This is a genomic window from Saccharococcus sp. Marseille-Q5394 (assembly GCF_946901335.1).
GTDB classification, from domain to species: domain Bacteria; phylum Bacillota; class Bacilli; order Bacillales_A; family Planococcaceae; genus Sporosarcina; species Sporosarcina luteola_C.
In genome coordinates this window covers 693,376-706,226 of record NZ_CAMPPQ010000002.1, presented here as the reverse complement: position 1 = coordinate 706,226, position 12,851 = coordinate 693,376, and the positions used below count along the sequence as shown (strand labels likewise).

The window sequence follows — 12,851 nt, the reverse complement described above, 5'->3', positions numbered from 1 at the left end:
ACTGATATGATTAGCTTCCTATTTCTTTTGTGATTGTAGTTCATAATCTGAACGGTTTCACGTACAGGTACCCATTTTTAAAAGTTAAATAGATGAATTACTTTTTAACTATAGAATTAATTATTTTAGGACCAAACTTTATTGCACCACCCACTAATACTGTTAGTACCACTCCAATTGCTCCACCTATAAAATTTTTATTATTATCATCCTGCTGCATTGCATTTAATGCATGTTTGTCAATACGTTCATAAATGGCTGTCCTTTGTTCAAACGTAAGGTCCTCTCTCTTTAACTCTTCTTCATAAACTGAGATTATTTTTTTTATAATGTCAAATACATTTTGCCCGGAGTCATGCGATAATTCAGTTGCTTTTTCAAATAACTCTTTAACACGAGGGGAAAATTGCATAATATTTTCCACATCTTCAAGTGAAATGTCAATATCTTCGTTTTGTAAGAATAAGAATGCTTCTTTAATCAATGATAAGTTCTCCTGTTGAGAACCATCTTCATTCGGACTCATACGAATACCTCCTACTATTAAATTTAATTGAACTTCAAGTACCATATTCTAGTACAAACACTCACTACGACTTCAACTCTGTTTCTACATGCCAAATTTCTTTATCAGCACCTATGTCGTCTAAAACCTTCAAACAAAAATTGTAAATAGCTTGGGCGCTGAGATTTGCTTCCATGTAATGACCGTTTGAAATTTTCTTCGGATTCCTCATATCATTTCCTTTAATTGAAAGGAAACCAGGATTTTTATTCATGATCGTCTCGTAATCTTGTGTAGAATTTTCATAAACAGTTAATATAGTTCTTTCCATTACTTCTCGCCATGTCTTCACCGGATAGGACGTTTTGTTAATTATTAACAGTCTGGGCGAACTACCTGTAACTTTTTTAGCCTCATTCTCCATTTTTCCAAAGTAAGGCCATATTTCAACAAACCGTTCACTCAATATGCTTGCACGTTGTTTAATAGCATTTTGATCCCATTTTTCGAACGTCGACAATTCTTTATTCAGCTGTATATTGCTCATCTTGAAGGACTTCTTTTTCACAGAAAATGACTCATTCGACAGCTCAGAATTATATGCAGTTAACGTCAAGTTGCCTAACGTGTGCAGATAATGGGAGTGAACATACTCTGCATTGTCTCCCAACTCTTCTATCCATTTGTCCGTCAATGTTTGTGGCATTATATGTTCGATTGATGTACTTGTTAAATTAACTTCTTCTTTATGAAGATACGATCTTTCAATTGCTTTTAAAATAAAGGATCCCTTCTTACGACGATCCCCTTGCCCATAGAGCTGGACTTCTTTTAGTGAGGCTACTACTTCCCCGTCTTTTGGATATCCCCGGTTTTGTAAATAAGCCGTTAGCTCCAAAACAGAGTCCGTTGCATCATAAGTGCTTATTTGATTGTAAAGAGCAGCGAATAACTTATTTAATGGCTTTGAATCGATCCCACAAACAAAACGTCTTAAGAGAAAATTCTCAACAATCTGTAAAATACAAACAAGCTCTTTCTCATTATATTTTTCTTTTTTATAATCCCGATAAATGTACAAAAGGAAAGGGTAAGCCGTTTTTGCTTCGAATTCATTGATCCTCTCCAGCATTGCACGGATTTTCATATTATGCTCCAATGTAGGGGATAGTAATTTTGCATAATTATCCGCGAAAGAAGCAATCTTTTTCAGGAATTCTATTACATCCAGGCCATCCACCATTTCTTTAAACCTGACATACACATCATTTTGCTTTACATTGATATTTACGCCTAAGAGAAAATGACGAATGAATTCAGTTAGGTTTCCACCTAATTTATTTTGCATCGGTAGCCAATAACGAAGATAACAATCTTCCTGCTCATTGGCAGGTATTCGCATGAATAAGTAATTCCTAATTAAATCCGCTTGGGTAAGAGGTTGTCCCTTAGCATTTAAACTCTCAAACACTAGATACGGATTGTCATCAGGAGAGAGCACAATGCTTACAATCGATAAGTTGAAAGTAATGGTGTTTTTCAGAGTTGAAAGGTCTTGCTTTTGATTGATTATCGAGGAATAAAAACGATAAGATTTAACTATTAAAGAATCTTCTTGGCCCTCTAATGATTCCTTGTTAACAAGTTTCTTAAAAATCTCCTTATCTACCTGGGTTGGAAGGAACTTGTACTTTTCCTCTCCTGACTTATAGCTATTAATCAATAAAGTATTATGGATTTCATCAGCTAAATTCTGCTCCCCATACTCTACTGCGGCATCTCTGACAGCAATTAGCAAAATAAGCAGCGTAGTCATCCTCTGCTGTCCATCAATAACTAAAAACTGTTGCACACCATGTGTATTTGCATTAAGGGGAATAGAAACTATAGACCCGATAAAATGCGATGAACTTTGACCATCGTCGATCAAATCTATTAAATCGTCCCATAGCTGCCTCCATTGTTTTTCAATCCAGCTATATGTACGTTGAAACATTGGAATGATATATTGCTTCGTTCCTTCGATGATTTCTTGAAGGTTTGTTTCACTGGCTTTCATTGATTCAACATCCCCCTTTGATTTCTGATATGTAACATTGTACCATTTATTCAGACAACAAACGAGAACGTGAACACATTCACAGCACCTTGCAATTAGCTCGGCTATCATACTTCTTCGGGTTAAGTCAAAACAAAGTGGTTCCCGACAATATAAGAGAAGGTAAACGCATCCGGTTAAAATGCAATTTCTTTTCATCCATTACGAGCATACCAAACTGGCCATCTCTAAAAACCACTTCCCCAATTACCGTAACAATTATTTCATCTTCACTCTTTTCATTGAGTTGTTTTAATCCCTCGATCATAGAACTGATAATTAGAGAGGAGTTTTCATAAAATGCCTCTTCTAGATAAAGTGGGAAAATTGCCCGCTGGTGCTTATCTACTAAACTGATGAGTGAAAACTTTTCCTGTATACGAACATCCCTTAAAAATCCTACGGTACTGATCGTCAATCCAATATCCGAAAAGTCAAAGTCTAATATCGACATTCTCTTTCTAACAGTGGGATTTCTGACTCCTTCCTTAACTTCTTCCACATTTATAGAAGTTGTAGGGAGCGTTAAGATAACATCCTCAAAGTCCATAGAGTCTTGTCGCTCGATTACTCTGTTTTTCCTTTTCCTAGCATTGGAGTTTTGTTTTTCCAACCTCTTTGCACGTTCCTCGTAAGTTTCGTTATATCTGTCAAACGTTTCATTCAATACATTTTTCACATGTCCATCTCGCAACCTGGAAACATGCTTGCCAATGATACGAAAGGATTTTGCCCCCTTTATAGTTTCCCTATAAAATGGACAATCGTCAACATGATCATAGCCTTTCCACTTTTTAAAATATGCTACCTTAACCCCCTCAGGAACGTATACTAATCTACAATTACAGTTTGGGAAAGCACAATATAAATTCTCTTTTACTGTTAAGTAATCAGGGTGGCCAGTTATCGACTCTAGTGTCACAACCTCTTCATTACTCCTATTCCTAAAAATAGCCCTATCAATTATCATAATGAAACTCCCCTTCTCCATCGTTTTTTCCAACCAAATCCCTATTTGGTTATAGTCTAACATGGAATTTGATGGAATCGATAGGAGTAGAGTGAAAGTTTTAAATTAAATGTACCACAACGAGGGATAATTAGTTTATGAATATTTTTAGTATCGTGTCAGTCCCAACGCGAACAAATTACCATAACTCTACTGGTGTATAATGGGTGAACTTACCTAAAACATTACTACAAGGTACATTGATCCTCCTCCCCTTCTCCTATATACTTTAACTATATGTCTTAGATCCAAGACATTACGAATACAATATGAAAAAGCATGTGAGGTGCAGTATGTCCTATTGGCAGTTCTCCCCGATTCCTAATATAGAAGAATCCAATTTCAATAAAATACTAGAACGTTTTTATAACTTAAAAGTAGCTGGGCTCATTCGTGAAAACATCCAGAACTCATTGGATGGACGATTGCTTGGCTATGAAGGTCCAGTAAAGTTCACAATTACAACAGGAACAATCAAAAAGAAAGAGGTCCCAGGCATTGCCGAAGTCATCGAACGGATTCATTGCTTGAAAGGTCGTAATAGTTATACAAAAGAAGCAATTGAACATATGGTTAAAACGTCTGAGGAAAAAGAGGTACACTATATCTCTTTCGAAGACTCCAATACGAGAGGCTTGAGTGGCGCTAAAAACGGCCAGAGTCATTCACCCAAAGACACATGGGCAATATACGCATACAACAAAGGGGTCCATTCAGAGGAAGAGGATGCTGCTGTAGAAACTTCTCGCGGCGGGTCTCACGGAGTTGGTAAAATTGCTTCCAACGCCGCTTCAGATTTAAATGTGATGTACTTTGCAAACTGTGATGCCAACGGAGATCAGCATTTAGGCGGTACGGTCCAGCTGATTGAGCACGACTATCAAGGTCAAAGTTACCGTTCTACAGGTTACTTCGCCGATATTACATATCTAGATGCCAATAAAACAAAGTTCTATCCTTTCGAGAACAACTTCCATGAAGTGTTCGAAAAGAAAACGCGCGGCTTGAAGATCATCATTCCGTTCTTACGAAAAGAATATAGCGATGAAACGGAAATCATTCGCAGTGTGTGCGACAGCTTCTTTGTTTCAATCCTTCTGAATAAATTAGAAGTCGACGTCAATGGCAGAAAGATTAACGCCGACAACATTCAGGAATATGTGAAAAATCCTGAGTACTACACGCAAAAAGTTGCGGACATGAAACAAGTATTCACTCCACTCTATGTGAGTACTTATTTAGAACAGCCTGCCCGCACACTTCAAGTATCGGACGGCAAAGACGATTACGAATTCAACCTGTATTTCCGTTACGATGAGGAAATACCAAAAGGTAGAGTCGCGATTGTCAGAACAATTGGAATGAAAATTGAAGACAAAAAAGTGAAGAACAAAGCGAATCAACCTTTCAATGCAGTCATAATCGGCGGAATGAAAGAAGATGCGTACTTGAAATCACTAGAAAACGAGTCGCATACTGAGCTCACACATGATCACATTAAAGATCCCGTGCTGCAAAAACGAGCGAAGCGATTCATTAACAACTTGTCGAAAGCGATGACTGCCGTCATTGACGAAGCGGTGAAAGAGCATAACCCAACAGATGGCAAAATGGATACAAAAGACTTGCTGTACGTTTCTGAAATCCAGTTTAAGCAAGAATTGTCGAAAGCAATGGGAGCTGTTGTCATCGATAAGAAGAAACCCGTCGTCAAACTGGATGATGATTTACCTCCTCAAAAAGGAAAGAAAAAACCTGGAGACCCTGCCAAATTGACACCGCCAAAGCTGATCAAACCGGTGAAAAGGGATAGATCTAAGGGTGATACCGATACAAACGATGACAAGCCCGTTAGCATTTTCAACGTTCATCCGAACACTGTAGAGCGCTTGCTTATGGGCAATAAAGAAATCGTCCGATTCAATCTTTCTAGCAATGACGAAGTTAAGAAAGCTTCCACATGCAACGTCAGCATTTCCATTATTGATGGGATGGGCCAGGAATATAGAAGCGCATTCAAACTGAAAGACAATTTCATTCAAGTCATCGATAAATCCACAGGTGCAACATGCCCACTCAACAACAATAAAATAAATCACGTGACGATCAATCAAGGCGTAGCTGAGTTGACTTTCGATCTGAAAAACAACTACAACCGCGCATTAAAGTTCGTCTATTATGTAGAGGTGTAAAATGATTTACAAAAAGGATGCCAATTTCCCTTACCCGGTGTTAACGAATACGTCGAACAGCTATGAGAGCGGCGGATTTACGTTGAACGTTGATCTAAAGGAAAATACCGATACGTATCGATTCGATATCGAATACGAAGTAGAATCCGAGTTTTTACAACAGCTACTCGCTCGAAAGCATGCTCAGCTGTTCTTAATTATCCAATCCAAGGATAATAAATTCTTCAAACTGCAACCAAGTGAGCGTTCCATCGAAATTGCAAAATCTCGTTTATCAATCAACACACGAACGTCCATCCAAATGAGTATTCAAGCAACAACAGACATTTCATTCCGGGAAAATGAAGATATAAACGGTTTCTATCAAGAATTCAAAGACGACATCGTCGTTCCGAAACATGCACTACTCGGCTTTTCGAATACCGTCATTTTTGAAGGCAGCTCCACAAAACCGTTCGACTTATTTGAACGGAAGATTGACGCTACGTTGAATTCTGATATTAAAGTAGAACTCGGCAGTGAAACGATTATCATTCATTACAAAATTGAAGATCTGCAGTTCGCTGGCATGCCGATGAGCGGAACGTTAAATAACCCGTACATCTATATGGGACTTCAGAAAGCCTTACACCGTTTCGCGACCAATCCTGATTATGGCGACGACGGTCATGTCTATCTAGACGATGTAGAATTGCCAACGGACCAGCTAGACGCCAAGCTGTATCGACTCATGAAAGCGAAGATGGTATACGAACTAGATGTCGATTCGCTCGACGAAGTGATCTACAAAATTTCCGACCGCGTCATTGAAAAATATGCAACAGCTGTGAAAGGATTGGAAGCAAGTGGAGATTAAACTGCTAAACAAAAGCTACAAGAAAAACGAACAATTCTACAATGACTTCTTAAATGACACGATCGAAAACAACGATGACTACTTCACTGATGAAACGGTCTATATAAAAGAAGCACCTGACTTCCCCATCTATATGGCGAAAAGAAGTGAAGAAGCCAGGAAGCAATTGTTTCTAGAAGCATTCGAGACAGTCGGCAACCACTATCTAGATAGCAATCGTGAATTACACTTTGACGAGCAGTTTTGGCACTCGTTGCTCGTCTTGAAGAAACGTGATTTCTTGCTACGAGAATACCCAGAGATTACAGAAAGCATTACGAACTTCAACAACATTGTGCTGAAGAGCTTCGACTGGGAAAATTACATTTACAAAACCGTAATCGGAGCTGAATATATAACCGACCTAGTCGAAGACGAAGCAACACGCAAACACTACTATGAGGTCATCGTCGATAACCTTGATCTCTTTAACTATATGATTAAATACGAGGTTTTCCGCAATAAACAATTCGTCTTTAATATCTTGTCGATTGTCGATGAATTAGGGCTTTCCAGTGTATTAAAGAAAAAAATAACGGGGCGAGATGACTTAGGTGATGATGTTCGGGTTGGACGACAAGTCCTGTTGGAGTTTAATAAGAGCTATCCTGTGGTGTTGTCTCCTATGTTGGAGAAGGAGGAGCTTAAGGAGATCTTTATAGAGTATCTTAGTTATTATGTGAATGTTGTGGAGCTTGGTGTACTAGTTTAACAGATAATGTCTGAAATGAAATAATCCATCCTATTGAGTTTGTCACAATAAAAGGATGGATTATTTTTGATAGTCCTATTATGAAACTAACTGTGTCTTTTCCATTGCAAGAGACTGGCTCCTCTCCAACATTGTAGTAACGAATTCAACCGTTGGATCAATGAATCTGAAGAATTATTTTCTATACTATTCCTGTATAGCTGTCACAAAACCGTCCTCTAAATATAAATATCTATTGCCAGAATATACCCATTGTTCTCTTACACCATATTTTATCGTTGTTTTATTGACACGCATCGGCTTTCCCCATCTGGATGACTTAACATCCGAAGCAGACATTCCAATTGAAGGTTCCTTCATTGCTTCCCATTTTTCAACTAAGCGTTCCGTTCTTCTTTCTTCACTTTTAACTTCACTTATTTCCGACTTATTTAACTCCTTAAACTTTGTTATTTTATCAACAAAGACTCCATTATAATCGTCTGGAATTTCCATTATTTCTTCTATGGCCTTTTTCTTATCTCCCCTAACTTTATAGTCCATAGCAATGTTATAAGACAATAATGCCTTAAATTCAGGATCATTAAATAACCAATTAATCTTCCCAATGGTTTTCCAAGCTTCCTCATATTTCTTCTGCTCTGATAAGTTTATTGTTTTCTCTATTGCTTCTTGTTGTCGAGCAAATATCTTCCGCATTGCCTCAATTTCTTTCTGAAGGATTCCATTGTATTCCTTGGGGATTTTCTCGAGTTTATGTATGGCAGATTCGGTATTTAACTTTTTAATAAATATTTCTGAATAGATATCAATAATTTCCTTTTCCTCATTGGAAACATATAACGATAATTGTTCTTTTATTTCATTTACCTCTTCCATGGATTCATTTCCGTTACGCACAAATTTAACTAGTTTATTCTTTAGATAATTGAATTCCATTTCAATCACTTCATTTTTAAAGTCATTAATGCTACTTGCAAACTCCCCTTCATAATTCGTAGGGATGCTCTCCAATGCAACTAATGCATCAGCATTACTTTTATAATTGTTGTTTTCATCATACATAGAATAATGCAATCTGGCATTAGCGTAAGCATTTAATACTGAAACGTCCTCATAGTCTTCTGGTAGTTTATTTAATACTAATACGGCCTGATTCCAATATTGATTTTCTATCGCAGTAATTGCATTTCGATACTTTTCTACCGTAGTAATTACATTTGTATTTTGATACTTTTCTTCTGAATCACATCCAGTTAATAAAACAATAAATGACGCTAGAAACATAGAAGTTAAAACTTTACTCACTTTTATTTCACTCCATTTCTATATAAATTATACCTATAGCAGGAGATCATACACAAGTCTTTTTTACTACGCATTATTTATCATGCTCACTGGTGAATCACTCTACTTTTACATAAAAAGTGCGACATGGTGGTGACCGGAAAACACCAAATATTCAAGTTGATGAAACTGGAATTGATGTGAGGTACCAGGCACCCGCAATTCACAATTGTTCGTTGCCTGGTACCTATTTTTATAAAAACATAATGAGTACACCAATGTATGTAATCCTCATAAACGGCTCATTTCAAGAACGTGGGAAAAAGGTTGAGGACATTATCTAACTTAACTACAATCCAGAAATTGTGTTATGTTCGATACAATATAAAAAAGATGCATTAAATACTTTAAAGCATTTTCATCTAGAACTTCTGAAAAAAAATCTCATGCACTATGTACATGAGACTAAAATAGAGGAAAAAATGATGGAATGAATAAATGAACCAAATATCGGTAAATCCATGGTCAAGTGTGCAATTTTTTATGTAGCCTTCTAACTTTCGAAAATCCGCAAAGATTTCAATGTTCCTTTTCCTTTATGTACTGACCGTCATACACTCGTTTTTATACCTAACGCTTTTTGCAAGTCTGAAATTCATGTAACAACCCGATCACCTTCTTAACCTTCCAAGCTGGACCGCCTTTTCTTTTGGGTGGGGCGATATAATAATAGTGGAATTCTGTTACCTGGCTAAGTCGAGCATTTTCCACGTATTCTTTTGAAGCATATGTAATATCACCTAGTCTTTTCAAACTACATTTTTTCACTTCATGATCGATGACAGTTATGATATCCAAGTCATCATTTTTCTTTAATTCCTCAATTAAATCCTCCGTTTCTGAAAAGTTCCCCCAAATAATATGTGTTTTAAACATAGGTAACACTCCTTTAATTTTTCTAATGATATTATAGCACAGTAAAGAACTATTTTTCAGATAATTAGTGTAAACCCTAATAATAAGTACCTAACTTGGCAGAGTGGTAGTGAGGTACTCAAGATTGTAGAAATGTTCGGGACATCATCATTAGTATAGTGTTTCTCATTACCCTTGTGTCTCCTATTTATTAGCCATTATTAAACGAGATAGTCACTAGGTCGTCGACTTTGCAATCCAGTCAAGCGTCAATGTTACCCGCTTAGAGGCTCTCTCTAACATATAGAAATCCGCATACTCGCACAAGGATCTAGGACTAAACCACAAGGAATTACAAAAAAAGAATGTAACCCTAACCTTATTGCATCATGAGTATGCGACGGAAGCGCGTGAGGGTGGGAATATCCCCTATGCCTACCGAACCTTTTGTGAGAGGCATGGGAAATACGCAAAGAAGTATAAGTTGACGATGCCTATCCGGAGAAAACCGGGCGAGATCATTGAAGTGGATTGGGCTGGGACCACGTTGCAGATTACAGATCGTTCAACGGGAAAAGCCCTTCTGGCCTACGTTTTCATCGCAACTCTGCCATACAGTCAATACAGTTACGTTGAAGCGTTCCTGGATATGAAATCAGCTAATTGGCTTATGGCGCATATCCATGCCTTGGGGTATTTTTGGGGGTTCCTGAAGCTTTCGTTCCGGATAACTTGAAAACAGGGGGTTACAAAAGCGCTTCGGGAAGAGCCTCTTCTGAATGAAGCCTATCGTGAGTATACAGTCCGTTTTTAGGTGGCGATTTAATCAACTAGTATTGATGCTGCGGAGCAGTTCTCTCATCGTAGGGCTTGTCTGCTTAGGCATACTAATCATCTTATTGATTGTTGCCAAAGTACTTGGGCTGATAAGCAAGCCTGAAAAGGATGTAAAAGTGTTATTTAAGGCATCGCCGAAGGAAACGATGAATTAAACTGGCCAGCAAACGAAATGCACTAGAATTGTATATTGGAGAATAGGAAGCTTATCAGACTGATTTTTGATAAGCTTCCTATTGATTTTTATAGATTATGTTGAATTGCAAAAGAGAGTCGGAAAGTTTGCTGTGGCGGTGGATGTACGGTTGGTTTTTTAGTTTGATTGCTTTTGTCAGAAAAAGAAGGACTTTATAACCTTGTGTCGAATAGGTGCTAAGGGCGATGGCTGAACATGAAGATTTTAATCAACAGGTCCACACGCGCTATTAATTTGTGTCATGTTGTGTTAGATACTGGGAAATTTAAAGGTGAATAGGAGAGATTGAATGTGAAAGCAGCGAGTTTTACAATATACAGGCTTCTTACCACAGGTATTACTTTCAAAGAATATTGCGATGAGATAGTAGATAGGTATAATGAGGGGCGAGTAACAGGGAATAAATTTGAGAGCAAGAACAACTCCCAGAATTTTTCAGCCAATCATATTAATAATTATAGACTATATACAAGGGAAAATTCGACTAAACCGGAATGGCAATTTGTTATAGGAGAATTAGTTTCTGATTTGGGTGAACTAAAAAATGTAAATCATTCATTTGTTTTATTTCTTGAAGTGGAAAAAGAGGTGTTTTGCATAACTGGGGGAACGGGCTATCTTGTCATAGAAGGTTTTAAAGATCATTACTTCGGTCTTGATCTACTATCCAGAATAATAGAGCCCAATGAGAATATAATCAAAGAAACAAAAGATAGATTTTTTTCTGGTAACCGAATTAGTGGTCAAAATCAGTTTTCTAGATTTGTCAATATTAATTCCGAAAGTGGGTTTAGTAACTTCTTCAGGGAACTTAATGTGTTTTTACCAAAAGAAAGGATCGAGGAAATTTTCAATTTGAAAATTGACGGCGGCAAGAAGGAATATAAGTTTTTGGCAAAAGACTCGATAAACTTGGGTAAGTCAATGAGTTTATCCGAATTAGACGATTTTCTAAAAAAAGTAAAAGATTTAAATGACAAGACACCACTTTTTGTATTGAATCCTTTTTACGAGGTGAATAGACAGGATCCCGTTTTAGAAAAATTAGATAAAGCCCTTGAAAAAGAATTAAAAGAGTTAATAATTCACGGTACTTGTTCTACAAACCTTAATGTTGTACTCCCTATCTTGAGTAGAGAGTCATACTTTTTGCGGAAAAAGGGTTCAAAAAAGGATATGCCATATGATAGTAGTTTAACTGATATTAAAATGTATTTCTATGAGTTTTTCGACCAAGAGATTTTATTTCGTGAAGAAGGGTTCAAAGAGGTTTTCCTAGATGCTTCACAAATAGTTGATGAAAATGAGGAATTAGTGGAGCGTTCTTTATTAAATTTGTTGGACTTTCAAGTAATCATCGAGAATAAAACATATTGGTTGATGGAAGGAAATTGGTATTGTCTTGACAGAAGTTTTATTGAAGAAATCGACAATAAGTTTAAAGAAAAGGTAGTAACTAAAATTGTAGAGTCGACCGATTTACCGGAACTTAACAAATGGGAAGAAGGTTCAGAGGGGGATTATAATTTTTCCCATAATAACATAGAAAACATTTACGTATTAGATAAGATATTAGTCAATAATATTGAGCTTTGTGATCTTTTGGTAATTAATAATGAAAAAGTATATTTGGTTCATGTGAAAGATGGGTTAGATGGTGATGTACGTGTATTAAGTCATCAGATTCTTCATTCAATGAGAATTCTAAATGATGCAATTTCCCATGATAGTACAATTTTTGATAGCTATTATGAAAGTATTAGAAATAAAATCGGCGGTGTGTCAAAAGAAACTGGAGAGGAAACAACTATATCCCAAGGGGCTAGGAAGTTTTCGAATGTGTTTCATAGTCAACCAGAATTGTCTGGATTAACCAAGTTAATAAAAGAAACGAATCAAGAAATCGTGTTTGTTTTTGCATTTAGGCCACCTGGGTCATATAGGATTGATGACCCGAAGACAATAAGATCGACAGCAGCTAAGTTAGCTATGATTAGTTTGATGGATGATGTAAGGCAATTTGATTTTAATTTAGAGTTTATGGTGTTATAGCTATGAAAATCGTTCGAAGGATAGATGTTGTTGATACCTTGCAATGGACAAGCCAGCAATAAATTAAAATTCAGTGCAGCATTGACGCAATAGACAGCCCAGAAACCAGCAACATGTGCTAGCTTTCCGCCAAGGCTGTCATGCCCATCACTC

The 12,851-nt window shown here is 37.0% G+C and carries 11 protein-coding genes; 6 read left to right on the top strand and 5 right to left on the bottom strand.

Annotation, left to right across the window (positions count from 1 at the left end):
* Positions 1-97: 97 nt before the first annotated feature.
* From OC538_RS14135 to OC538_RS14125, 3 genes are all read right to left on the bottom strand, one after another.
* Positions 98-526 carry a hypothetical protein gene (locus tag OC538_RS14135; protein ID WP_262176566.1) on the bottom strand — a complete coding sequence of 143 codons (429 nt, stop codon included), beginning with the start codon at positions 524-526 and terminating at the stop codon, positions 98-100.
* A gap of 64 nt (positions 527-590) precedes the next feature.
* Positions 591-2,564 (bottom strand): DUF262 domain-containing protein, encoded by a 1,974-nt coding sequence (locus OC538_RS14130; RefSeq protein ID WP_262176561.1) that lies wholly within the window; start codon positions 2,562-2,564, stop codon positions 591-593.
* Between the two features lie 127 nt (positions 2,565-2,691).
* Positions 2,692-3,573, bottom strand: a complete 882-nt coding sequence (locus OC538_RS14125) for a hypothetical protein (protein WP_262176557.1) — start codon at positions 3,571-3,573, stop codon at positions 2,692-2,694.
* Positions 3,574-3,905: 332 nt separating this feature from the next.
* Here OC538_RS14125 and OC538_RS14120 point away from each other — a divergent pair, with 332 nt between their 5' ends.
* The 3 genes from OC538_RS14120 to OC538_RS14110 are packed head-to-tail and all read left to right on the top strand — an operon-like array spanning position 3,906 to position 7,411.
* A complete protein-coding gene (locus tag OC538_RS14120; RefSeq protein WP_262176553.1) occupies positions 3,906-5,804 on the top strand; it encodes a hypothetical protein in 1,899 nt (632 codons plus the stop codon).
* Position 5,805: 1 nt separating this feature from the next.
* Positions 5,806-6,660 carry a hypothetical protein gene (locus OC538_RS14115; RefSeq protein WP_262176549.1) on the top strand — a complete coding sequence of 285 codons (855 nt, stop codon included), beginning with the start codon at positions 5,806-5,808 and terminating at the stop codon, positions 6,658-6,660.
* Positions 6,650-7,411, top strand: coding sequence for a hypothetical protein (locus OC538_RS14110; protein WP_262176544.1), 762 nt, complete (start codon positions 6,650-6,652; stop codon positions 7,409-7,411). The genes OC538_RS14115 and OC538_RS14110 overlap by 11 nt, the downstream gene beginning before the upstream one ends.
* A 186-nt stretch (positions 7,412-7,597) precedes the next feature.
* On the opposite strand, the gene OC538_RS14105 is transcribed toward OC538_RS14110, so the two are convergent.
* Positions 7,598-8,719, bottom strand: a complete 1,122-nt coding sequence (locus OC538_RS14105) for a hypothetical protein (protein WP_262176540.1) — start codon at positions 8,717-8,719, stop codon at positions 7,598-7,600.
* 609 nt (positions 8,720-9,328) lie between these two features.
* Positions 9,329-9,634 (bottom strand): hypothetical protein, encoded by a 306-nt coding sequence (locus OC538_RS14100; protein WP_262176535.1) that lies wholly within the window; start codon positions 9,632-9,634, stop codon positions 9,329-9,331.
* A gap of 463 nt (positions 9,635-10,097) precedes the next feature.
* Between OC538_RS14100 and OC538_RS14095 the strand changes: the two genes are divergently transcribed.
* The 3 genes from OC538_RS14095 (at position 10,098) to OC538_RS14085 (ending at position 12,698) form a co-directional block, all read left to right on the top strand.
* The gene (locus OC538_RS14095) at positions 10,098-10,349 is read left to right on the top strand and encodes a hypothetical protein (RefSeq protein WP_262176532.1); all 252 of its coding nucleotides are present in this window, start codon (positions 10,098-10,100) and stop codon (positions 10,347-10,349) included.
* Positions 10,350-10,392: 43 nt separating this feature from the next.
* Positions 10,393-10,605: a hypothetical protein gene (locus OC538_RS14090; protein WP_262176529.1), complete on the top strand. Its 213-nt coding sequence runs from the start codon at positions 10,393-10,395 to the stop codon at positions 10,603-10,605.
* A gap of 332 nt (positions 10,606-10,937) precedes the next feature.
* Positions 10,938-12,698 (top strand): DUF6119 family protein, encoded by a 1,761-nt coding sequence (locus OC538_RS14085; protein ID WP_262176525.1) that lies wholly within the window; start codon positions 10,938-10,940, stop codon positions 12,696-12,698.
* Positions 12,699-12,851 lie beyond the last annotated feature (153 nt).

Excerpts from the sequence above, each read along its gene's own strand:
- OC538_RS14135 (WP_262176566.1), bottom strand. The coding sequence starts at position 526 with ATGAGTCCGAATGAAGATGGTTCTCAACAGGAGAACTTATCATTGATT.
- OC538_RS14130 (WP_262176561.1), bottom strand. The coding sequence starts at position 2,564 with ATGAAAGCCAGTGAAACAAACCTTCAAGAAATCATCGAAGGAACGAAG.
- OC538_RS14125 (WP_262176557.1), bottom strand. The coding sequence starts at position 3,573 with ATGATAATTGATAGGGCTATTTTTAGGAATAGGAGTAATGAAGAGGTT.
- OC538_RS14120 (WP_262176553.1), top strand. The coding sequence starts at position 3,906 with ATGTCCTATTGGCAGTTCTCCCCGATTCCTAATATAGAAGAATCCAAT.
- OC538_RS14115 (WP_262176549.1), top strand. The coding sequence starts at position 5,806 with ATGATTTACAAAAAGGATGCCAATTTCCCTTACCCGGTGTTAACGAAT.
- OC538_RS14100 (WP_262176535.1), bottom strand. The coding sequence starts at position 9,634 with ATGTTTAAAACACATATTATTTGGGGGAACTTTTCAGAAACGGAGGAT.
- OC538_RS14090 (WP_262176529.1), top strand. The coding sequence starts at position 10,393 with ATGAAGCCTATCGTGAGTATACAGTCCGTTTTTAGGTGGCGATTTAAT.